At 60.2% G+C, this 22,039-nt stretch carries 26 protein-coding genes and 1 other RNA gene; 8 read left to right on the forward strand and 19 right to left on the reverse strand.

Annotation, left to right across the window (positions count from 1 at the left end):
• Window positions 1-3: 3 nt before the first annotated feature.
• On the reverse strand, window positions 4-1,347 hold the full coding sequence (locus THS5294_RS12490) for a Na(+)-translocating NADH-quinone reductase subunit A (protein ID WP_058124193.1): 1,344 nt from the start codon (window positions 1,345-1,347) through the stop codon (window positions 4-6).
• A 211-nt stretch (window positions 1,348-1,558) separates the two neighbouring features.
• On the opposite strand from THS5294_RS12490, the gene THS5294_RS12495 reads away from it, so the two are divergent.
• Complete coding sequence (locus THS5294_RS12495; protein ID WP_170863222.1) at window positions 1,559-2,548, forward strand: FAD:protein FMN transferase; 990 nt, start codon at window positions 1,559-1,561, stop codon at window positions 2,546-2,548.
• Between the two features lie 9 nt (window positions 2,549-2,557).
• A complete protein-coding gene (gene nqrM, locus THS5294_RS12500) occupies window positions 2,558-2,794 on the forward strand; it encodes a (Na+)-NQR maturation NqrM (protein ID WP_058124027.1) in 237 nt (78 codons plus the stop codon).
• Here the strand turns inward: nqrM and THS5294_RS12505 are convergent.
• Window positions 2,791-2,979 (reverse strand): hypothetical protein, encoded by a 189-nt coding sequence (locus tag THS5294_RS12505; RefSeq protein ID WP_269079459.1) that lies wholly within the window; start codon window positions 2,977-2,979, stop codon window positions 2,791-2,793. The genes nqrM and THS5294_RS12505 overlap by 4 nt on opposite strands.
• An 82-nt stretch (window positions 2,980-3,061) precedes the next feature.
• Between THS5294_RS12505 and THS5294_RS12510 the strand changes: the two genes are divergently transcribed.
• Window positions 3,062-3,586: a CBS domain-containing protein gene (locus tag THS5294_RS12510; protein WP_058124029.1), complete on the forward strand. Its 525-nt coding sequence runs from the start codon at window positions 3,062-3,064 to the stop codon at window positions 3,584-3,586.
• A 230-nt stretch (window positions 3,587-3,816) separates the two neighbouring features.
• Here THS5294_RS12510 and THS5294_RS12515 read toward each other — a convergent pair whose 3' ends face one another.
• The gene (locus THS5294_RS12515; protein WP_038007074.1) at window positions 3,817-4,308 is read right to left on the reverse strand and encodes a fasciclin domain-containing protein; all 492 of its coding nucleotides are present in this window, start codon (window positions 4,306-4,308) and stop codon (window positions 3,817-3,819) included.
• A gap of 132 nt (window positions 4,309-4,440) precedes the next feature.
• Between THS5294_RS12515 and THS5294_RS12520 the strand changes: the two genes are divergently transcribed.
• Window positions 4,441-5,292, forward strand: a complete 852-nt coding sequence (locus THS5294_RS12520) for a DUF6502 family protein (protein WP_072936648.1) — start codon at window positions 4,441-4,443, stop codon at window positions 5,290-5,292.
• Window positions 5,289-6,215: a DUF5666 domain-containing protein gene (locus THS5294_RS12525; protein ID WP_058124031.1), complete on the forward strand. Its 927-nt coding sequence runs from the start codon at window positions 5,289-5,291 to the stop codon at window positions 6,213-6,215. The genes THS5294_RS12520 and THS5294_RS12525 overlap by 4 nt, the downstream gene beginning before the upstream one ends.
• Before the next feature lie 12 nt (window positions 6,216-6,227).
• Here THS5294_RS12525 and THS5294_RS12530 read toward each other — a convergent pair whose 3' ends face one another.
• The 4 genes from THS5294_RS12530 to THS5294_RS12545 form a co-directional block, all read right to left on the reverse strand.
• Window positions 6,228-6,497, reverse strand: a complete 270-nt coding sequence (locus THS5294_RS12530) for a spike base protein, RCAP_Rcc01079 family (RefSeq protein ID WP_038007071.1) — start codon at window positions 6,495-6,497, stop codon at window positions 6,228-6,230.
• Between the two features lie 115 nt (window positions 6,498-6,612).
• Complete coding sequence (locus THS5294_RS12535) at window positions 6,613-7,956, reverse strand: 8-oxoguanine deaminase (RefSeq protein WP_058124032.1); 1,344 nt, start codon at window positions 7,954-7,956, stop codon at window positions 6,613-6,615.
• Window positions 7,946-8,755 (reverse strand): histidinol-phosphatase, encoded by an 810-nt coding sequence (gene hisN / locus THS5294_RS12540; protein WP_038007064.1) that lies wholly within the window; start codon window positions 8,753-8,755, stop codon window positions 7,946-7,948. Before hisN ends, THS5294_RS12535 begins: the two co-directional genes overlap by 11 nt.
• A gap of 97 nt (window positions 8,756-8,852) precedes the next feature.
• Entirely contained in the window at window positions 8,853-9,227 is a 375-nt protein-coding gene (locus THS5294_RS12545) for a helix-turn-helix domain-containing protein (RefSeq protein ID WP_038007062.1), read from the reverse strand.
• Window positions 9,228-9,553: 326 nt separating this feature from the next.
• Here THS5294_RS12545 and THS5294_RS12550 point away from each other — a divergent pair, with 326 nt between their 5' ends.
• Window positions 9,554-10,519: an NADPH:quinone oxidoreductase family protein gene (locus tag THS5294_RS12550; protein ID WP_058124033.1), complete on the forward strand. Its 966-nt coding sequence runs from the start codon at window positions 9,554-9,556 to the stop codon at window positions 10,517-10,519.
• On the opposite strand, the gene THS5294_RS12555 is transcribed toward THS5294_RS12550, so the two are convergent.
• Entirely contained in the window at window positions 10,470-11,369 is a 900-nt protein-coding gene (locus THS5294_RS12555; RefSeq protein ID WP_058124034.1) for a LysR family transcriptional regulator, read from the reverse strand. The two genes, THS5294_RS12550 and THS5294_RS12555, sit on opposite strands and share 50 nt — an antisense overlap.
• A 122-nt stretch (window positions 11,370-11,491) precedes the next feature.
• Between THS5294_RS12555 and THS5294_RS12560 the strand changes: the two genes are divergently transcribed.
• Window positions 11,492-11,704: a DUF1127 domain-containing protein gene (locus THS5294_RS12560; protein WP_058124035.1), complete on the forward strand. Its 213-nt coding sequence runs from the start codon at window positions 11,492-11,494 to the stop codon at window positions 11,702-11,704.
• Window positions 11,705-11,888: 184 nt separating this feature from the next.
• The gene (locus THS5294_RS12565; protein WP_038007053.1) at window positions 11,889-12,671 is read left to right on the forward strand and encodes a Bax inhibitor-1/YccA family protein; all 783 of its coding nucleotides are present in this window, start codon (window positions 11,889-11,891) and stop codon (window positions 12,669-12,671) included.
• Between the two features lie 63 nt (window positions 12,672-12,734).
• Here THS5294_RS12565 and THS5294_RS12570 read toward each other — a convergent pair whose 3' ends face one another.
• The 11 genes from THS5294_RS12570 to THS5294_RS12615 form a co-directional block, all read right to left on the reverse strand.
• Window positions 12,735-13,244, reverse strand: coding sequence for a GNAT family N-acetyltransferase (locus THS5294_RS12570; RefSeq protein WP_058124036.1), 510 nt, complete (start codon window positions 13,242-13,244; stop codon window positions 12,735-12,737).
• 139 nt (window positions 13,245-13,383) lie between these two features.
• Window positions 13,384-13,551 (reverse strand): 50S ribosomal protein L33, encoded by a 168-nt coding sequence (gene rpmG / locus THS5294_RS12575; protein ID WP_011454349.1) that lies wholly within the window; start codon window positions 13,549-13,551, stop codon window positions 13,384-13,386.
• Between the two features lie 117 nt (window positions 13,552-13,668).
• On the reverse strand, window positions 13,669-14,103 hold the full coding sequence (locus THS5294_RS12580) for a PAS domain-containing protein (protein WP_058124037.1): 435 nt from the start codon (window positions 14,101-14,103) through the stop codon (window positions 13,669-13,671).
• A gap of 122 nt (window positions 14,104-14,225) precedes the next feature.
• Window positions 14,226-14,690: RNase P RNA component class A (gene rnpB, locus THS5294_RS13470), an RNA gene on the reverse strand.
• 79 nt (window positions 14,691-14,769) lie between these two features.
• Window positions 14,770-15,426 carry an N-acetylmuramoyl-L-alanine amidase gene (locus THS5294_RS12585; protein WP_058124038.1) on the reverse strand — a complete coding sequence of 219 codons (657 nt, stop codon included), beginning with the start codon at window positions 15,424-15,426 and terminating at the stop codon, window positions 14,770-14,772.
• Between the two features lie 5 nt (window positions 15,427-15,431).
• Window positions 15,432-16,091 carry a hypothetical protein gene (locus tag THS5294_RS12590; RefSeq protein WP_072936649.1) on the reverse strand — a complete coding sequence of 220 codons (660 nt, stop codon included), beginning with the start codon at window positions 16,089-16,091 and terminating at the stop codon, window positions 15,432-15,434.
• Window positions 16,092-16,117: 26 nt separating this feature from the next.
• Window positions 16,118-17,602: an Asp-tRNA(Asn)/Glu-tRNA(Gln) amidotransferase subunit GatA gene (gene gatA / locus THS5294_RS12595; protein WP_058124040.1), complete on the reverse strand. Its 1,485-nt coding sequence runs from the start codon at window positions 17,600-17,602 to the stop codon at window positions 16,118-16,120.
• Window positions 17,602-17,889 (reverse strand): Asp-tRNA(Asn)/Glu-tRNA(Gln) amidotransferase subunit GatC, encoded by a 288-nt coding sequence (gatC, locus tag THS5294_RS12600; RefSeq protein ID WP_038007042.1) that lies wholly within the window; start codon window positions 17,887-17,889, stop codon window positions 17,602-17,604. Before gatC ends, gatA begins: the two co-directional genes overlap by 1 nt.
• Before the next feature lie 41 nt (window positions 17,890-17,930).
• Window positions 17,931-18,572, reverse strand: coding sequence for a hypothetical protein (locus THS5294_RS12605; protein ID WP_306434241.1), 642 nt, complete (start codon window positions 18,570-18,572; stop codon window positions 17,931-17,933).
• A gap of 38 nt (window positions 18,573-18,610) precedes the next feature.
• Entirely contained in the window at window positions 18,611-19,687 is a 1,077-nt protein-coding gene (locus THS5294_RS12610; protein WP_058124042.1) for a T6SS phospholipase effector Tle1-like catalytic domain-containing protein, read from the reverse strand.
• Window positions 19,674-21,983, reverse strand: coding sequence for a xanthine dehydrogenase family protein molybdopterin-binding subunit (locus THS5294_RS12615; RefSeq protein ID WP_058124043.1), 2,310 nt, complete (start codon window positions 21,981-21,983; stop codon window positions 19,674-19,676). The genes THS5294_RS12610 and THS5294_RS12615 overlap by 14 nt, the downstream gene beginning before the upstream one ends.
• Window positions 21,984-22,039: the final 56 nt, after the last annotated feature.

Here is a 22,039-nt window from a genome sequence, read left to right on the forward strand (position 1 = left end):
GTGCTAGCCTTCTTTCTCGATCTTGGAGAGGCAGTCGCGAAGCGCCATGCCATATTCATATTTTGCAGGACAGGCGAAGCCGACAAGACCGAGGTCCTCTTCGGCCAATTCCAGCACGCCAAGGGCCTGCGCTTGATCCGTATCCATCACCAAAAGCGCCCGCAGAAGCTGCGTCGGCAGATAATCCTGCGGCATCAGCCCCTCAAACGTGCCCAGCGGAACCATAGCGCGGCGGCCACCGTTCAAGTTGGATGTCAGCTTGTAGACTTTCTTGGAAAACGCTGACCCCAGAACGGGTTGCACCGCAAACTTAGAGGGCATCGGCCGAACCCAACCCATTGGGATCTGCGCCTTGTCCTCTTCGATCACGGTGATCTGACGGTCATAGCGACCCAAGTACGCGCTTTCGGCCGCCCCTGCCCGTCCACTCAGGATCGAACCAGAGATCAGACGCAATGGCACGGTGTCGTCGATCTGACCTGCGGTCAAATCCACCATCGAAGCGCCCATCACGGTCGTCACCAAACGGGGCGATTTCACCAGCGGGCCGCTAAGAGCAACCACACGGGTTGCGTCCAGCTTACCCGTCATCAGCAGTTTGCCGATCGCGATCACGTCTTGGTACCAAATGGTCCAGACGGTTTTGGCGGCAGTCGGCGGGTCAAGGAAGTGAATGTGCGTACCCGGCAGGCCCGCAGGATGTGGACCCGCAAAACCGGCCGTAGTGACCCCGTCCAACTCTGCGCCAGGCAGCGTTACGCCAGTTTCGTGGCACAGGTATGTCGCACCCTCGCTCAGCGTCGAAATCGCGGCCAATCCGGTGCGAAATGCGTCCGCATCTGCGGCGATAATGTCGACAGGATTGCCCGCCAAAGGCTCCGTATCCATGGCCGTCACAAACAGTGCAGCAGGCCGCGTGTCCGAGGCCGGAACCTTGGAATATGGCCGCGTTCTGAACGACGTCCAAAGGCCAGCAGCGCACAACTTTTGCGCGAGCCCCTCTTGCGTGGCCGTATCGCCAACGTCTGAGAAGTCGATGCTATCGCTCGGCGTAGCGGACGGCTCAATCTCGACACTGATCAAAGCGCGACGCGCGCCCCGATTGATCGCCTTGATCGTCCCCGCCACGGGCGAGGTTACTTTGACGTCCGGCGTATCCTTGTGCGACAGAATCGGGCTACCAGCCTTGATTTCTTCGCCCTCCGCAACCTCAAGTCGCGGCTTCAATCCGATGTAATCCGCGCCAAGAATCGCCACTGTGCGAACGGCTTGACCGGCTTCTATCCCCTGTGTGGGCGCCCCTTCGACCGGAAGATCGAGGCCTTTTTTAAGCATGAACTGTGACACGCAGGCACTTATCCCCACCATTACGTTCCCCCCGCGCAATTATCGCAGGTTGTGATGTGCGTTTATTGGAACGGGGTATTTTTTCCATCCCATTTTGCATTTCGGGTTACTTTGTCGCAAGTCAGAAGCCAGCTTTTTGATGTAGGGAAAAGCCACAACAAATGAGGGACGCACTGTGTCAGCTTCGATCACGCTCACAAGACGATTTGTAATGTTTGCCCCACTGGCGCTGGCCGCCTGTAAACGGGGGCCGGATGTGCTGAAATTCAGCGGCGCCACAATGGGCACCGCGTACAACGTCGTCGCACTCGACCCGTCCCGTTCGGCGGCACAGGCCGATGTTCACGCAGGCATCAAAAGCGTGCTGGCTGTTGTGAACCGGCAGATGTCCAACTGGGACGCATCGTCTGAGGTGTCGCGCCTGAACGCAATTGCCTCCACCTCACCGATCCAAGTGTCGTCCGACCTCGCGCACGTGCTGAAAACCTCTGCTGACATTCATGCAGCAACCGATGGTCAGTTCGACGTGGCCCTCGGCCCGCTCATCGAAGCATGGGGCTTTGGCGCGAAAGGCGCCACCGTGCAAAACCCAACAGACGCCCGCATCGAATCCGCCCTCGCAAGCGCGGGCCGTGCAGCCCCGCTGGTTGTGCAAGATGGCGCGTTGGTCAAATCCGCAGCAGAATCGCAGGTGTACTTGTCGGGTATCGGCAAAGGCCACGGCGTTGATCGCGTTGCTAGTGTCCTGCAAAGCTATGGCATTACAGACTACCTCGTTGAAATCGGCGGTGACTTGGCCACTTCGGGCCGCAACGCGGATGGTCAGCCTTGGCAAATCGGGATTGAAACCCCCGATGTCGCCAATCGGAATGTGCAGCAAATCGTTGGTGTCTCTGGCCTCGCGGTCGCGACATCCGGCGACTATCGCAACTATTTCGAAAAAGACGGCCAGCGCTACACGCACATCCTTGATGCCACGACCGGTCGCCCGATCACGCACACCACGGCATCAGCCACGGTGCTTGCGGATAACGCGATGCACGCGGACGCTTGGTCCACGGCTATGCTGACGCTGGGTCGTGATCGCGGCCTAGAGGTTGCCGAGGCGCATGACGTCGCCGTGTTGTTCATCGACCGCGCGGCGGATGGGTCTGGTTTCGTGACCACGGCCAGCCCCGCATACACCCGTCTGTCGGCCTAGGTCGCGCCGATGGCCACCTTTGCCCTCGCCTTCGCGCTCATGCTCACGGTTCTCGTGGGCATGGCGCTTGGCGTGATTTTCGCAGGTAAGCGGATCAAGGGCAGCTGTGGTGGCCTAAATGCGATCAGCGACGCGGACCAATGTTTGCTCTGCAACAAAGAGATTGATCCCAACAGCCCCCTGCGCGAGCGGCTCAAATGTCCGCGTGCCCGCAAGATGTTGGATCAAATGGCCGAGGCTGACTAGCCCGGCTGCATCGGTAAAAAGCCGACTGTGAGCAGGCCGATGCCCGCCACAAGCCCCCACAGCCAAAGCTGCCAAACGGGGCCCTCTGCCTTCCAAACGCTGCGATACCGATAACCAGAAATGCAGGCCACCACAAAGATGGCTGTCGCCACGCCGGGCGTGAGGTACAAACTCGTCTCAAGCACTGATCTCTCTCCCATTAGGCGTTTTGGCCAAGTCGCGGTACCATGGCAATGGTCACGGACTCAAGTAGACAGGAGAGACGACATGCCCACATCCTATCAAGCCCCCACCCGCGGCGACACGCGCGAAGCAAAAAAGAGCGTTAGTCAATCCACACAGAGCAATATCAAACGCGATGCAGCGACCGTGGCCGAACTGCTTAAGAGTAAGGGCGGAACTGTGTTTTCGGTGGCACCCAGCGATACAATTGCCACGGCAGTCAACATACTGCGCGATAAGAAAATCGGCGCCCTCGTCGTGACCACATCCGACGGCGCCTTGGCCGGCATCCTGTCTGAGCGTGATATCGTCCGCAAACTTGCCGAAACGCCGGGGCAAACCCTGCCACAGCTTGTGTCTGAAAACATGACCGAAAACGTCATCACCTGCGCGCCTGACGATACACTAGTCACGGTGTTGCGGCTCATGACCGAGGGCAAATTCCGACACATGCCCGTTCTGGCGGACGGCAAACTGCACGGCATGGTCACCATCGGCGATGTGGTCACCTATCGGTTGCAAGAGCTGGAACACGAGGCATTGCAGCTCAAACAGATGATTGTCGGCTAGGTAATTACTGCGTCTTGCTCTGGGAAAGGCGGTGGTTCTAAGCAAGTCATTCAAACACTTAACCGATAACACGGTCGGTCGCGGTGAATTAACTTGGGTTTCGAACCCAATACGCCATCACTTGGCGGCCAAGGTCCTGTTATCATCGCCACACTGAACTTCGCGACTGCCTTCAGCGCATAAAAAAGAGCGGCGCGCAAGTTGCACACCGCCCTTTAATCTGTCCGCCATTAGGGCAGCAGGACCGTATCAATCACGTGGATAACGCCATTAGAGGCCTCGATATCAGCCGCCGTCACCGTCGCGTTTTCGACCGTAACGCCGCTGCGCCCGTCAATATGTACCGACGCGCCGTTCACAGTCGCCACGCTGAGACGCTGGCCCGCCAGATCAGCGGCCATCACTTTGCCCGGCACCACGTGGTAAGTCAGGATCGCGGTCAGCTGGTCCTTATTTTCCGGTAGCAGCAGCGTATCTACTGTGCCCGCAGGCAGAGCTGCAAAAGCCTCATCCGTAGGCGCGAACACCGTAAACGGCCCCTCGCTTGACAACACACCCGCCAAATCAGCGGCCCCGACGGCCGCCACAAGCGTGTTAAACGATCCAGCCGATTGTGCGACTTCGACGATATTTGGCTCAGACGGCGTCATCATTTCAGCGCAGCCAGATACGGCCAAGGCACCGGCCACAACAGTGGCTTTCAATACGAGCGACAATTTCATTGGTATTTCCTTTAATTCTTTTTTCACCCTGCGTGTGCAAAATACACACGACTACCAACCCAAAATGCATCGACTTGAAAAAAAGGCAAGAAATTTGTGGAAATTTTGCACACAAGCAGTGATAACATCCAGATGACGCCAGATCCCTTTACCAAAAGTTCCCTGTTTGAGCAGGCCGTGCGCGCGATCTTGCGCCCATTGGTTCGGGCCTTGATTGCCCAGGGTGTAACCGCGACCGCGTTTTACCGGATCATCAAGCAGACATATGTCGAGGTCGCCACCGACGCCGCGGGCGATGCTGCCACCGACAGCCAAGTCAGTGTGATGACCGGTGTACACCGCCGCGATGTTAAAACCCTGCGCGCTGCGGACGCAGCCGCAGATGCAACCGTCGCCCGCAAATCCTCGACCCTGGCCACGGTGGTGGGCCGCTGGATCACCCAGCCGGACCTCTCAACCCCGACGGGCGCACCCAGTCCCCTGCCCCGCAGCGCGGCCACCCCGCCCAGCTTTGACCACCTCGTGCAAAGCGTCAGCCGCGATGTGCGCCCCCGCGCGGTTTTGGATGAGTTGGAGCGCCAAAGCATCGTCAGCATGGATGCCGACGGCTTGGTGCATCTGAACCCGGCGGCATTGGTCGGACCTGCCGATCTGGACCAAAAGCTACATTTCTTTTCCGAAAACCTTGGCGATCACATGAATGCCGCGGTTGAAAATCTATTGGCCGATGGCCCGTCACCATTCCTTGAACGCGCCGTGTTTTACAACCATCTTACAAAGACGTCAGTCACGGCCATCGAACAGGACGTGCGCACCATTGGAATCAAAGCTTTGCAAGACATCAACACCCGCGCAGCGCACCTGCAAAATGCGGATAAGACCGACCCAGACGCCACTATGCGGTTTCGGTTTGGCGTTTTCTTGTATTCGGATGATGATGGTCCGGCGGACAATATTTCAGACCAGAAGAGTTTTCCAAGATGACCCGCAGCACCCATACCCGACGCTTTATCCTCGGCGCAGGCGCCGCGAGCGTCTTTTGGCCAAGTGCAGCTTTGCCTGCCCCTGCCCGGCCCCGCCAATCCGAGGGCGGTATCGGCGGCACCGGGATTGTCGGCATCCTGACGGAGTTTGGCAGCTTGATCGTTGCGGGCCGCCGCGTGGCGACGGACGACCTCACCAAATATTCGGATGGGTTTGGTGAAATCACAGCCAGCGATATCGCCATTGGCGATAGCCTGACGGTTGAGGCAGGCGGTCCAACGGATAGGCTGACCGCGCGGCGCGTCCACGTCACCCATCCGCTGGTGGGTGAAATCACAGCAATCGCCAACGGTGGCCGAGAACTGACGATTTTGGGAACCACGGTGAAGCTATCGCGGCCCAACCCGCTTGCTCGGATCGGCCAGCGCGTGGCTGTTTCGGGTCTTTGGCGCAGCAATACTGTTGAGGCCAGCGGCCTCACGCCCGCTCGGGATGCGCGCGATTTGATCTCAGGCACCGTCGAGCGGCCGGGGTTTGCCACGACGGTATCCGGCGTCCGCGTGCGCGGGACCAGCATTCAACAACTTAAGGACGAAGGCTTTGGCAGCGTTGTGGGCCGCTATGACCCCAATACCGGCCTAATGCGCAGCCAGCGCGCTGTGACCGCGCGTTTCACCGGGGCCGCTGGCCCGCTTAAACGCCTCGCGATTGAGGGCTATCTAGAGCAGACGCGCGCCGCACCCGGCTACCGCGTCGCGGGGCTGGGCCACAGTTTTGCGCGCAATATCGACCTTAGCCCCTATGCGCAGGGGCGGACGTTGTTTTTGGGCGACTACACTGGGCTATTCGCCGCCCGCGAGGCTTTGGGTCTGCCCGAGGATCCGGCCGCACGTGCCCAGATCCTCGGCGCGTTCGCACGCTAAGAAACAGGAACCTTAGCGCAGACCAACCAAGCCCACAGCCGTTGTGCCCGAGGCATGCACACGCGCCAAACGGAACGGATAGGCCACGCCTGCACGAAGGCCCGCCAATGTCACGGTCGTGCCTGAGATAAAGGTCACGCGCACGTCTCCGTCGCCGCCTACGTAAAGCGCGCGCGTGGCATGGGACAGGTCAGCCGTATCACTCGGTGTGATTTCTTCGGCATTCTGGGCGGGACTATCGAGACCGGATTGACCTTTATATTCGTCAAAATCGTCAAGCATTGGATATCCTTCTTGGAACAGGGGGATGCGTTAAGTGCACTGAGACAGCGCCAAAAACCACCGAACCAAGGGGTGTTGCCTATTCTACGATCCTGCGTGCGCTGCGGCCCCGAGGCTAGTCTTGTAGGCGATGCGCCAAGGTGCGCTGACGCTCTAGCAGCTTGGGCATATCCACGGTGGTGACATGCCCGTCCGCCACAACGCGGCGTCCCTCAACGAACAGGTCGCGGACCTGTTGTGGCCCTGCCAACAACAATGCACCCATGTCCCATGACCCTGCCGCCGCGACGCTGCGCATATCCCACACGGCGATGTCCGCGCGGAAACCCGGGGCGAGCTGACCACAATCAGAGCGGCCCAACACCTCGGCCCCGCCCCGCGTCGCGAGGCGCAGTGCTGCATGTGCCGACATCGCATCGGCCCCACGTGTGACCCGCTGCAACAGCATCGCTTGCCGGGCCTCGGCTACGAGGGATCCGATGTCGTTACTCGCCGATCCGTCCACGCCCAAACCCATTTTGACGCCCGCGTTTTGCATCTCCACCAAGGGGGCAACGCCGGACCCAAGCCGACAGTTAGAACAAGGGCAATGCGCTACGCCCGTCCGGCTACTTGCAAACAAATCAATCTCTTGCGCGTCGAGCTTCACGCAGTGTGCGTGCCAAACGTCATCCCCGGTCCAGCCCAAGTCTTCGGCGTATTGCCCGGGCCGACAGCCAAATTTCTCAAGCGAATAGGCAATGTCTTCATCATTCTCAGCCAAGTGCGTGTGCAGCATCACGCCCTTGTCACGCGCCAGGATCGCCGCGTCCCGCATCAAATCACGACTGACCGAGAACGGTGAGCAAGGCGCAACCCCCACACGCACCATCGAACCGGGGCGCGGGTCATGGTGGGCGTCAATGACGCGAATGCTGTCCTCGATGATCGCGGCCTCGTTTTCAACCAACGCATCCGGGGGCAAACCGCCGAGGCTTTCACCGATGCTCATGGCGCCGCGGGTCGGATGGAACCGCAATCCGATGTCAGAAGCCGCAGCAATCGTATCATCCAAACGGCTGCCGTTGGGATACAAATACAGATGGTCAGACGACAGCGTGCACCCCGACAGAGCCAATTCAGCCAGCCCAACCTGAGCCGAGACATACATTTCTTCGGGACCAAACCGCGCCCAGATCGGGTACAGCGTCCGCAGCCAGCCGAACAGAAGCGCGTCCTGCGCCCCTGGGACGGCGCGCGTCAGGGTCTGGTACAGGTGATGGTGCGTATTCACGAGGCCGGGTGTCACCAAACACCCCTCAGCATTCAGCACATCCGCCCCGGGCCCCGGCTCCAGCCCAACGCCGACCTCGGCAATAACGCCATCCTTGATCCGCACGTCAGCGCCATCAAGGCGCAGATCCGCGTCATCCATCGTTAACAAGCGGGCGGCGCCCTTGATCAAAGTCTCACAGGGCATTGGAAATCACCTCTAGGGCTGCGGAATGAAGTTCAGGCGTTGCGGCTGCGATAATGCGCCCGCCTTCGTGGGCCGGCTGACCCGACCAATCTGTGACGATGCCGCCAGCGGCTTGCACCACGGCGATTGGGGCTGCGACGTCATAGGCGTTCAACCCCGCCTCAATGACCAAATCCACGTGGCCCGCCGCAAGCAATGCATAGGCGTAGCAGTCCATACCGTAGCGGGTCAGTTTGCACTGCTTGGCCACGGCGTGAAAGGCGCGCGCCTCCGCGTCCGTGCCCACTTCGGGGAATGTTGTAAGGATCGTCGCCTCCGACAGGGTCCGTGTGTCGGACACAGCCAAGGTGGTTTCCCCCGTCGGGCCCACACAGCGCGCAACGCCAAACCCGCCCTCAAACCGCTCTGCGATGTAGGGTTGATCAATAATTCCGTAAATTGGGCCGGACGCGTCTTGCAGCGCGATCAGCACGCCCCATGTCGGCGTCCCTGATATAAACCCGCGCGTCCCGTCAATCGGGTCAAGGACCCACGTCAGGCCACTTGTGCCGGGCTTTGCGCCCTCTTCCTCGCCCAAGATGCCGTCATCGGGACGTTCCTGTGCAAGAACCGCGCACATCGCAGCCTCGGCTGCACGATCAGCAATAGTGACAGGGTCAAAACCGGCGGCATCCTTGTTGTCCGCGCCTAGCCCGCGCACACGAAAATGGCGCAACGTCTCACGGCGTGCGGCATCTGCCATTGCGTGGCCAACCCGTTTGAAACCGGTCGCCATGACGGGGTCGATTGTGTGGTGCATTCTGAGCGGCCCTTCCACGCGGTGTCTGACGGCACGTGGGTGTCATGGGGCATCGCTAGCGTCAAGGCGCGCAACCACGCGCCGTGGCATCAAGGCCCTAGGCGGCACTCTCGGACAAGACCCGCGCCAGTTCAAACAGGCGGCGGCGCTGGTTTTCAGGGATCGCATAGTACGACCGCACAAGCTCCATGGCCTCTTTGTCGCCCAAGATATCGCCGGGCGTCCCTTCGGCCACATGCGCAGGGGCGTCTTCGTCCCGCACACCTTCAAAGAAATAGCTCACCGGCACCGACAGCGCCTCAGAGATTTCCCAAAGCCGCGAAGCCGAAACCCGGTTCATGCCCGTTTCGTATTTTTGGATTTGCTGGAACTTGATCCCGACATGCTCAGCGAGCTGCTGCTGGGTCATACCCACCATCCACCGCCGATGGCGAATTCGTTTTCCGACATTCACATCCACAGGATGTTTCATCACGTCACTCCTTAATCGAGCCTTAGACACAGGAAGATCGTCCTGCCCATGCTCTCAACGTTCTGTTTCGTAAAGATCACACGACACCACCATGCGTCAGATCAAGTTTACACGCAAACTATCAAATAAAGTTTACACTTTAATGACACAGGATTGCGCCCAAGCCTGTTAACCTCTGATTCAGATAGATATTGCAAAATGCGATGCAATTTCAAAAACTCCGACGGAAAACCCACCTTACACAAGAAAATCCAATAAAAAGCACTTGTCTTTTATGATTTTCACGGCACTTTCGGCAACCCAGTGCAATTGGCAAAGGAACCGTCATGCTCGCCTATCGTATCTCGGGGACGGACCGAACCCTCACTTGTGAAGACATCCCCCGGCCAAATCCCCTCCCCGGAGAGGTCTTGGTTCGAATCACTGCCTGCGGGATGAATTTCGCGGATTTGCTGATGCAAAAGGGCACATATCAGGACACGCCCGCCCTGCCCTTCACACCCGGCCTCGAAATTAGCGGCGTGATTGAGGCCCTTGGCCCCGACACCGACGGCCCTACACCCGGAACGCGTGTAGCCATTTTTGGCGGCCAAGGCGGGCTGGCGGAATGGGGCTGTTTTCCAGCCAATCGCTGCGTTCCAATACCCGATAGCATGACCGACGAACAGGCCGCAGGTTTTCAGATCGCATACGGCACAAGCCACCTCGCGCTGACCCACGCCGCCCGCCTCAAACCCGGTGAGCGGTTGGTGGTTTTGGGGGCTGCGGGGGGCGTTGGCCTTACTGCGGTCGAAATAGGTGCGCAACTCGGGGCCGAGGTGATCGCCTGTGCCAGAGGTGCCGACAAACTGGCCGTGGCCAAGGCCGCAGGCGCGCACCACCTAATCGACACCGACACGCAGGACATTCGTGAAACCGTCAAAGCGATTGGCGGCGCCGACGTCGTGTATGACGCAATTGGCGGCACGCAATTCACCGATGCCTTTCGCGCAACCAACCCGGGCGGGCGCATGTTGCTGATCGGTTTTGCCAGCGGCGATCTGCCCGAGATCAAGCCAAACCATATGCTGGTCAAAAACATCTCGGTTCACGGGCTGTATTGGGGCGGATTGCTCAAAACGAGCCCATCGGTCGTCACTGACAGCCTCGCCGCTTTGCTAAAGATGTTTGAGGCCGGACAAATCACACCGCACATCAGCCACGTCCTACCGTTTGACCAAGTTCCCGAGGCGTTGGATCTGCTTAGGACGCGGCGCTCAACCGGGAAGGTCGTGGTGCAGACGACCCCATAACGTCTGGATATATCGTGCGCAGAAGTTGCTTCATGCCCTCCGCGGCCGGACCATCAAAGCCGCGCCGCACATACATATTGATGTTGTAATCCGCCAATTCCGGCAGGACGCCACCATGCGAAATCGGCGCGACCCCCTCGGGCGCCGTGCCCAGCAACAGGGCATGCACGCCAATGTCGGCGGCCAAGATCGCCTCAACTGCGCGGATGGATTTGGTCGAGACCGCATTGACCCACGGAATGCCCGCCCGGTCCAAGGCCTCAACCACTTGGCCCTTAAAAATACAATTGTCCTCAAACGCCAAAGGGAGTGGACGATGCCGCCATGCCGCCCCGTCCGGCGCACCCACCCATGTGATGGGCACGGTCACAAGGCTTTCGCCGCGCGCGCCCTTACCCTGCTCAGTCGTCAAGATGACATCGCAAGCACCTGACTCCAACTGCTCCAGCAGGTCCAAGGTCCATGACGTGGTCAACTGCACCTTCATTCGCGGAAATTCCACCGCAAAGGCGCGCAACACCTGCGGGATCGCGCGCGGCACGATGTCATGCGGAACACCAAGGCGAATCTCGCCCTCAAACTCCTCGGCCGTCATCTTATCCACAGCCTCATCGTTCAACGCCAAAATTCGACGCGCATAGGACAGCAATTGCTCCCCCTCCGCCGTGAGCGCCACACCCCGGCCCGCGCGATCCAAGAGCGTGACATCCAGCGCGACCTCAAGCCGCTTTAACTGCATCGAAACAGCCGATTGCGTCAGGTTCAGCATACTCGCGGCACGTGTCACGCCGCCGGTTTCTGCCACGGCCGCAAAGGCCCTAAGCGCAGTTGTGTCGAGGTTTCTTGGCATATCACGCTTCCTGATGGTTCAATTCACAATCATTCGTTTTTCAAATGTAGCTGACTACGCCATATACATCAACAAATGAAATTGATGACTAGCATCACAACACAAATTGGAAAGGTTCCCCGATGGCCGATTTCTCTTGTTCCTCCCCCACCTCGTTTGCTCCATCGCGGCACCGCGCGTTTGGATTGATGGATTACATCGCCCTATGGCGGCAGCGTCGCGCACTCGCGACAATGGATGCGCGTCAACTTGCGGATATCGGCGTCACCCCCGATCAGGCCCGGACCGAGGCCGCGCGCCCCCTTTGGGATGTGCCCTCGCACTGGCAGCAATAAGCCTGCGGTCAGCGGCGAAAGCCTCTTTCGAGACAAACCTCGCAGTTTGATTGAAAAAAACAATCAAAACACAGGGCCTTGAGAGGCCGAAGCGCTTGAAAAGCCCGCCACTTGACCCGATATTGTGCCTAAGCGCGGCGCAATACGTGCGCCTGTCGTGAACCTTAACGCTTGGAGGAGTTCCATGGCACAATTTGAGACCCTGCGGTCCGGTGTATCCGGCGCTCGCGCGGCCGAGATCGACACCGGCTTGCGCGCCCACATGAACAAAGTCTACGGCACCATGTCGATCGGCATGCTGATCACGGCTGCTGCTGCATGGGCTATCTCGACCCTGACTGTCACATCCGACCCAAGCCAGGCGGTTGTACAGCTGGGCAACGGGACGATGCTCAACAGCTTTGGCGCATTGATCTACACAACGCCCCTGCGTTGGGTGGTCATGCTTGCGCCTCTGGCGTTCCTGTTCCTCGGTTGGGGGGCCCTGATGCGGCGCGCCAATGCGGCAACAGTCCAGCTTGGCTTTTTTGCATTTGCATCCTTCATGGGCTTGTCGCTTAGCTCCGTGTTCCTCGTGTTCACAAGCTTTTCGATCGTGCAGACATTCCTTGTGACGGCCATCGCCTTCGCGGGTCTGAGCCTTTGGGGTTACACCACCAAGAAAGATCTGTCCGGCATGGGCACCTTCCTTGTGATGGGCGTGATCGGCTTGCTGGTGGCTATGGTCATCAACATGTTCCTTCAGTCTGGCCCCATGATGATGGCGATCTCGGCCATTGGCCTGCTGATCTTTGCCGGTCTGACCGCATATGACACACAGCGCCTGAAGTCCGAGTATGTGGCACACGCCGCACACGGCGATCAGGAGTGGTTGGACAAGGCCGCATCCGATGGCGCGCTCAGCCTCTACATCAACTTCCTGAACATGTTCCAATTCCTGCTCATGTTCATGGGCCAGCAAGAATAGTTACTTGTTCTTGTGAACAGACATTAGGCCGCCCCTCGGGGCGGCCTTTTTCATGGGCGCTGGTCAGGTCATCGGCGCACAAATGCGCCGCATATGGACCGCAGGGAACCCAACCCCGCGCGCCAAAGTCATCACCACCGCAGCCACCTCTTCAAATCCACAACTGGCATAAAATGGCCGGGCCGTTAGGGTGCTATAGCACTCAAACCGAGTTATCCCCTGCGCGCGAGCATCCGCACAGATACCCGCCATAAGGCGACGCCCAAGCCCCCGCCGCACATGATCAGGCGCGGTCACTACATGGCGTATATGGGCGGTCTCCGGGGCACAGGCCCCGCCCCACGGATCCGTATCGCTCCAACCGCCCGCCGCGCGTAACGCGCCCCGCTCTTCCAACAGAAAATAAGTGTTTCCCGCCAACAGCGATGGGCGCGCCCGCGTGATCGCAGGCAGCACCGCATTTAGTGTCTGAGCCGCATAATCCGGCGCGAGCAGTACTGGGTAACTTTGCGCAAGCAAGGCGGTCACACGCGGCGCGTCACCGGGCTGAGCAGGTCTAAGGGAAAGGGTCATTAGCATCCACCTTTGGCATCTAAGGGCCAGCGCAGAGCAAGGTCCCGAATGGGGGCCAAGCGCGGAAGGTGTGTCGCAATAAAAAACCGGCCGCGCAGGGACTGCACGACCGGCTTTGTCTTGTCAGGGTTAGGCGATCTTACTTGATCTTGCCTTCCTTGTATTCGACGTGCTTGCGCGCAACGGGGTCATACTTACGTACGACCATTTTTTCGGTCATCGTGCGTGCATTTTTCTTGGTCACGTAAAAGTGGCCAGTCCCCGCCGAGGAGTTCAGGCGGATTTTGATTGTGGTCGGCTTCGCCATGGTCAGTCTCCAGAGGATCGAGGGGCGGACACATGCCGCCCAAAAACTTGAGCCTCGCTTTTACTCGGTCGCGGGGGGCTGTCAACCGCAAAGCGCGCAGTTCCGCCCGTTTGGGCGCTATTGGTTACGAACAACCGCCAGAAGAGCGTCTACATGACCATCAGGCGCCATCAGCGGCGACAAAGTGATCGCGCAGCGGGTCTCTGGCGCGTTCAAATAACCCAAAGTCGACTCGTACCGCGCGGGCACACCGCTTTTTGCTTGGCTCAACGCCGCCAGCACCTTCGTCCGTGTTTCGGCAGGCCACAGCGCGGACCAACTCAGCCCTGCAATTTCATCGCTACGATCGAACCCAAGAATCGCGAGGCCGTTGGGATTCATGTATTCGATCACCCCACCCGCCGAGAGCAGCGAAACCGAGTCCGGACTGTTTTGAAAAAACGCGAGGGTGAAGGACGGACCAAACCGACGGATACGATCCAGCGCGCCTTGCGGACTGCTTGGTGCACTTTGCCAACGGCTCTGCACATCTGGGGGCTCGATGTCGCTCATCCACGTACCCTTCTGCCCGCAGGATATGCGGACCATTTGATCTAGCCATAGCGTGTGAATTCAATCAACCCCAGCGGACGCAAGGGAAACTTGCTGCCTCTAGCGGTACGAAAGAGCAGAAAATGCGCGGAGGGCCTATAAGCCGGATTCTGTCTAAAGGCCGCAAGGACCCTCGAGATGACCATTCCTCTTGGCCCCAGATTGCTCTGACGCCTCTAGCTGCCAACCCGAACCTGCTGAGGCCAAGGGGCCCCGCCAAGTTGCCTTGGCGCGCGGTTCCTATTTGGCATTGCTCCCAGTGGGGCTTGCCGTACCCGCCCTGTTGCCAGCGCGGCGGTGGGCTCTTACTCCACCGTTTCACCCTTACCCGAGCACGCTCGGGCGGTCTATTTTCTGTGGCGCTTTCCGTCGGATTGCTCCGCCCGGGCGTTACCCGGCACCGTTTCCTTGTGGAGTCCGGACTTTCCTCGGCACGTCTTGCACGCAAAATCTGGGAGCCGTGGGTTTGGCGGACCATCTGAGCCGCCGCAGACACGGCACCGAACAATTCTCGGTGCAACACGCGCCGCGATCATCCGACCCTCCGCGCGGGTTCTCGCTACGCGCTCAGGCGGGCCTTGTGCAAGCCCCAACCGTTGTGCGGCCTGTGTTTTTCGTACAAACGGCCTAGGCGCGTCGGGCTGGGCGGGCAGGAAACTGCGCGGCCAACCCTGCAGCAATCGCCCGGTCCGCATCACATAACGGCCCCGCTGCACCAGGGCGAAACCGCAGCCGCAGTGCCGACAACAGCACCTCTGGCTCGGCGTCCGCTGCATACCCCGAATGGTGCAAATCGGACAGCCAATCCCCCGGCGCCCCCGGTTCAGGCCAAACCGCTAAGCCCTGCCGCGCCAATCGCCGCCAATCAAACCGGGCGCCCGGATCAATCTTACGCCCAGGCGCCACGTCTGAATGGCCCAACACGCCCTCTGGCAGAATATACCAGCGCGCCATGATCCCGCGAACCAGATCCTCTAGCGCGGTCATCTGCGGCTCGGAAAACGGCTGAAACCCATCGTTGGCCAGCTCAATCCCGATCGAGCGGGAATTCACATCCGCCTCACCGCGCCAAGACCCCGCACCAGCGTGCCACGCACGCATTGCTTCATCCACCAACGGTGTCACGTGACCCGCACTACATATCACATAATGCGCTGACACTTGGGTCGCCGGATCGCACAAATGCCTGATTGCCCCGTCAGCCGAGGCCATCGCAGTATAATGAATGATGATCAGGTCTGGCCGCAGCCCATCCTTGCGCGGCCCAAAATTCGGACTGCGCATAACGGTCAGTTGCGCACCAGATCGCGGAACGTGGCTGGGTCCCAGTCACAGGCATAGCCATCGCCATCGGGGTCCAGCCCCAGCCGGTCTCGGCTCGGCCCACCTGCAGCCAAAAACTGCTCTTGAGCGACGTCCGCAGTGCGGTAGCCCGCGCACTTAGTCTCTAGGCGCGCAGCGGCAAACGGATTGCCCCGGCGATAAAGCTTTTGCCCCACAGGGTGGCTCGCGCTCAGCGCGTATTGGATGATGTTCGGACCCGTGTCTCCCACAGGCTCAAGCTCTTTGGGGCGCACAAGTTGAAACTGCTGACGCGCAGCCGCAATGCGGGCGGCATCGGCCTCGATATCGCGTTCCGCTGCGACCACCTCAAAATCCTGCTCTTGGCTGATCTCAGGGTTGTTGCGGTTAAGTACAGGGGACTGAGGCGCGGTTTCGGCCAAAGCCTCCGTCGCCTCAGCCGCGATCTGTGCAGCCGGATCAACTGGATCAAGTGGACCAACCGCTACAGGCGGCAGCACCGTAGTAGGCTGCGGCGCGATCCCGGTCTGCAATTGCTGCTCCCGCTCACTGCGCCCCAACGTGTCAAAACCCACGCCACTTTCGGGCACGGGCGGCGTGCAGGCCATCAAGGCCAGCACTGACACACTCAACACTATACTGCGCATTTTCGCCTCACGACTTTTGCGTGAGCCTACCACCATTTTTGCGGCTTTGCCACAAAACCGGCCGCCGTCTCAAGGGCATAAGCGGTATTGAGCAAATCCGCCTCTTCCCAAGGCCGCCCGATCAGTTGCAAGCCAAGCGGCAGGCCCTTTTCGTCCAAGCCCGTTGGCACCGAAATACCCGGCAGACCCGCAAGGTTCACAGTCACGGTAAACACGTCGTTGAGGTACATCTCAACCGGATCATCCACCTTGCGGCCCAACTCAAACGCAGCCGACGGCGTGGCAGGTGTCAGGATCGCATCAACGCCAGCAGCAAAGACCGTATCAAAGTCCTGCTTGATCAATGCGCGCACGCGACGGGCACGGTTGTAATAGGCATCGTAGAAACCGGCGGACAGCACGTAGGTCCCAACCATCACGCGGCGCTGCACCTCGGCCCCAAAGCCTTCGGCGCGGGTCTTTTCGTACATCTCGGTAATGCCATCACCCTGCGCCAACGACGCGCGGTGACCAAAGCGCACCCCGTCATACCGCGCAAGGTTGGAAGACGCCTCAGCCGGTGCAATCACGTAATACGCGGGCAGAGCGTATTTGGTGTGCGGCAATGAGATATCACGGATTTCGGCACCTGCATCGCGCAGCATTGCGGTGCCGTCTTCCCACAGCTTGGCAATCTCGGCGGGCATGCCGTCCATCCGGTATTCCTTAGGAATACCAATGACCTTGCCCCGGATATCACCGGTCAACGCGGCCTCAAAATCTGGCACAGCCAAATCGGCCGAGGTGCTGTCCTTTGCATCATGACCGCACATGCCTTCCAGCATGATCGCAGCATCGCGCACGGTTTTGGTCATCGGGCCCGCTTGGTCCAGCGAGGACGCAAACGCCACAACGCCCCAGCGCGAGCAGCGCCCATAGGTCGGTTTGATGCCCACAATCCCAGTGAACGCCGCAGGCTGACGGATTGAGCCGCCCGTGTCGGTTCCCGTGGCCCCCAAACACAAGTCAGCCGCCACCGCAGAGGCCGAGCCCCCAGATGAGCCACCAGGCGTCAAAGCCGCGTCCGAATTGCCCGCACGCCACGGGTTCACGGCGTTGCCATAGACCGACGTCTCGTTGCTGGACCCCATGGCGAATTCGTCCATGTTCAGCTTGCCCAACATCACCGCACCCCGGTCGAACAACTGACCAGACACCGTGCTCTCATACTCGGGCTTGAACCCTTCTAGGATACGGCTGGCTGCTTGGCTCGGCACACCCTTGGTGCAAAACAAATCTTTGATACCCAATGGGATACCGCACAAGCTGGGCGCGTCACCTTGAGCAATTCGCGCATCCGCACTCGCCGCTTGCGCACGCGCCACATCAGGCGTGTTGTGCACAAAGGCCCCCAACTCACCGGCGGCCTCTATTGCGTTCAGACAGGCATCCGTCAGCTCGGCACTGGTGGTTTCGCCCGCGCGCAGGGCATCACGTGCCTGCGCAATCGTCATCGTGTTGAGATCAGACATTATTCCACCACCTTCGGCACGGCAAAAAATCCTTCGCGCGCATCGGGCGCATTGGCCAAAACGGCCTCTTGCTGGCTGCCATCCGTCACCACATCAACACGCCGCGGCAGACGCATGGGCGTTACGGAAACCATAGGCTCCACACCTTCAACGTCGACCTCATTCAACTGCTCGATAAAGCCGAGGATTGCGTTGAACTCACCAGCAAGCGCCGGAAGGCGCTCTTCGGGCACGGCGATCCGGGCGAGCTTCGCCACCTTGCGTGCGGTTTCAATATCGATGGACATTGGCGCCCCTTTGCATCTGTTTGGCCTCGTTTCGCCCCCGTTTAGCCAGCGCTTGGCCGCTCTGCAAGGTGGCGACGCAGAACCTCAATCATCCAGCCCAACATAAGTCCGTTCAACAGGTGCCAAAGAAAGTGCGTCCCGACCGGAACAGCCGCGCAAACCGCCATATCAACCGACCGCGCCATCAACGACACAACCAACACCCCGGCCCCCACGGCCATTCCCATTGCGACACGCGGCAAGCGCCGGCGCAACGCCCACGCCTCCAGCGCAATCAGCAAAGCCACCGGCCAATACCCCGCCGACACCTCAAAAAACGGAACGGCGGAAAACAGTGGCGCCAGGACAGCGGCAAACGGCAAAAACCCAAGCGCGCTCACCCCCGCCCATCCCCACGAAAGGCCCCAAAAATAGCGATGCGCCGCCCAAATGTAGCACAGGATAAACAGCCCAATCGGCGCAACATCCGCGATCATCGCCCAAACGGTCGCATGGGTATGAAACAGAAAACTCCCAACCCCAATCGCAGCCAACACACCGCTCAAGGCCCGACAAACCGGCTGGGGCGCGCGCCGCCACATCACCAAGGCGGCCACCAAAAACGCGCCGTTACTGACCGCATTGATCGGCTCGGCCCAAAACGCAGGCCCCATCCGCTCGCAATAGATATCAATCTCACGCATGAGCTCCAAAACCCGGCGCTCCTTTGTTCAAAAAATACTCAAATACCGCCCTGAGTTTCCGGCTCACCGCTGGCAGCGGTCTCCAAACGTGGCAACCGCACCCCGCGCGGCAGGCTCGCCTCAGCGGAGGGGTGCACCACCTCCGAAGGATCACGCCCCAAAACGCGCCGCCGCCGGGCGAGGAAAAACTTGCCAAAACCACGCGTACTGCCCGCCGAAGGCGCGGTCGCGTCCTGCGGGAACCGACGCGCCCACTGCGCAGGCAGCGGCAGCCCAGTGGCCTCCATCTGTTCCAACATCCACACCAGCGGTACATTGCCCAAACCGCGCGCGGGGGCGAACTCTCCGATATGCCCGCCTACATCCCCGTGGCTGCCCCGAAACCAAACCTGTTTCACGTCACTCAAACGGTGCTCAGGCACCTCCCACAGCTGCGGGGCATAGGCCAAGCGGGTCTCACCCATCGCAAGCGCATGAAACCCGCGTCGCACCGATCGCCCCAAAACGTTGGAATGAAACTCATGCACCGCAGGCGCGAACCGCCAGACCAACGGCCAGCGAATGCCCAGCGCGCGCACCGTATCAAACACACAGACTGCATCAATCTGCACCTTGGGTACGCAGTGCTCTGCTGCAAAGGCCCGCGCCTCGGCGCTATCGGGGCGGTGACGATAAAGGTCATAGACCTCCTCCAGCCGCCCATGGGTCACCGCATCCGCACGCAACAACCCGATGCGATTGATCAGCCCCGCCAAGGCACGCACGCCGTAAGCCCCGCGCGAATATCCGACAAAGTAAATCTGATCCCCGGGGTGATACCGCTCCGCCAAAAAGCCATAGGCCCGCTTGATCTGACGGTTGATCCCGACACCGGCCATAACCTCATGGCCTCGGCGCCATCCGCGCCACTGGATCCCCGGCTCGTAGTATAGGCACAGCCCCGGAACCTCTTGCAGCAGCCGCCAAATGCGCGCCACGTTGGTCTCAAGCCCCGGTGTCAGCGACGACATCGTCCCGTCCAGTAACACGACATGGATTTGCGCTTCGGGCGGACCCTCGGCGCTTGGGGCGTGGCGCGTCTTGAGCCAGCCTCGGAACCTGTCACTCAGCCGCAATCGCGCGCCCCTCGGCCTCCCGTAGCATGGCCCACATGCGTGCGGGCGTGAATGGCATATCCACCTTGCGCAGACCCAGTGGCCACAGCGCATCCAGCGCCGCATTACCAACCGCGGCCATCGCACCCACGGTGCCTGCCTCACCACAGCCCTTCATCCCCAGCACATTGGCCGTCGAGGGCACGGGTTCAGAATAAAACGCAATCATCGGAAGATTATCGGCGCGTGGCATGCCGTAGTCCATGAACGTCGCCGTGAGCAGCTGACCGCTTTCGTCATAAACAACCGCCTCGCTAAGGCACTGCCCAACACCCTGCGCCACACCGCCATGCACCTGCCCCTCGGCCAGCATTGGGTTCATCAGATTGCCGAAATCATCGACCACAGTATATTTTTCCACCGTCACGACCCCGGTGTCTTTGTCGATTTCCAATTCACAAACGTGGCACCCGTTGGGAAAGCTGCGTCCGGGCAAGGTTGTCGTCTCGGAGGTGCGTAACAGGTCCTCGCGGCCCGCAGCGCGCGCTTCATCCGCGGCCTCTAGCACCGTCATCACCCGGTTGGACCCGTCTGAGCGGAAGCTGCCTTCCCCAAAGCTGACGGTGTCTGCCTCGACCTCAAGCAAGTCTGCCACAAAGGGCGTGAACCGCGCGACCACCGCCTCAGAGGCGGCCTTGGTCGCGGTGCCTTGCGTCGTGACCGAGCGGGATCCGCCCGTGCCGCCGCCCTTGGCGATGCGTTTGCTGTCGCCCTGCACGATTTTGACGTTCTCGGGCGGGATGCCCAGCCATTCGTACACGAACTGGCTATAGACTGTTTCGTGGCCCTGTCCGTTCGATTGGGTGCCAACATACAGCGTCGCGATGCCCGGCTCTTCAAAGGCCACCGTTGCGGTTTCCTCTGGATTCCCAAGAATCGACTCGATGTAATAACAAAGCCCCACGCCGCGCAGCTTGCCCTCCGCCTCAGAGGCGGCGCGCCGGGCGGCAAAGCCCGCCAAATCGGCTTCCTGCTCGGCACGGCTTAGGACGCGGTCAAAATCACCGACGTCATAAATCTCACCCACGGCGCTGGTATAGGGGAACTTTTCAGTCGGGATGAACGATTTACGGCGCAGCGCAAGCGGGTCAACGCCCAACTCCCGCGCGGCATAATCCATCGCCCGCTCCAGCACATAAATCGCCTCAGGCCGCCCCGCACCTCGGTACGCATCCACCTGCGTGGTGTTCGTATAGACCCCCACATTGCGCATGAACACGTCGCGCACATCGTACACACCGGGCAGCACTTTCGCGAACAACTCCGACTGGATGAACTGCGCATAGCCCGAGTTATACGCCCCCAAGTTCGCAACTGAATCCATGCTGTAGGCCGTCAGCTTGTAGTCGGTATCAAAGCCAAGCCGAGCGGTGCAAATCAGGTCGCGGCCCGCGTTGTCCGACAACATGCTCTCGGTACGTTCCGCCATCCAGCGCACAGGCCGACCCAATGCATGGGTCGCATGGGCAACGATGAATGTCTCGGGATAGCTCATAGCCTTCATCCCAAAGCCACCGCCCACGTCGGGGTTCGTCACACGGACCTCATCCTTGGTAAACCCGAGGAACTTGGCAAGGTCATCGCGCGGCCCCCAAACACCCTGCCCGTTCACACACACATGGATGCCGCCATCCTCAATCTCGGCAAAACAGCCGCGTGGCTCTAGCGAATTGGCGATGATGCGGGTGTCATCCACAGTCAGCTCGACCACATGTGCCGCCGCCTCAAAGACCCGGTCCACGGCGTCCGCATCGCCCGTTTCCCACGTGTAGGCGACATTGCCCGGGGCCTCAGCATGCAGGTCCACGCCGCCACCCGGCGCCACATCCAATTTGACCGGCAGGCTTTCGACATCAAAGGCGATCAGCTCCGAGGCCGCTTTCGCTTGGTCCAGCGTCTCAGCCACCACAAAGGCCACAGGCTCGCCCACAAAACGCACGCGTCCCTCGGCCAACAATGGCCGCTTGGGCGCAGCACCTTTGACACCATCGCGGTTCTTGATGATCGAGGCGCTCATGGCTGTGTCCCGCCCTGCGGCGGCCAAATCCTCAGCCGTTAGCACCATGACCACGCCGGAGGCCGCACGGGCCGCGCTCACGTCAAGCGTGGTGATTTCGCCATGCGCCACAGAGGATCGGAACACGAACCCAAACAGCGCATCACGGGGGGCAATGTCATCGACATACTGCCCGCCCCCCGTCAACAACCTTAGGTCTTCGACCCGGCGCATCGCTTGGCTGGTTCCAAATCCGCTCATGAACGTTCCTCCTGCGTTGTGACTGACAGTAGGAAAGCCCACAGGGAAGTCCAGCA

Origin of the sequence: Thalassobacter stenotrophicus (assembly GCF_001458315.1) — a bacterium.
Classification (GTDB): Bacteria; Pseudomonadota; Alphaproteobacteria; order Rhodobacterales; family Rhodobacteraceae; genus Thalassobacter; species Thalassobacter stenotrophicus.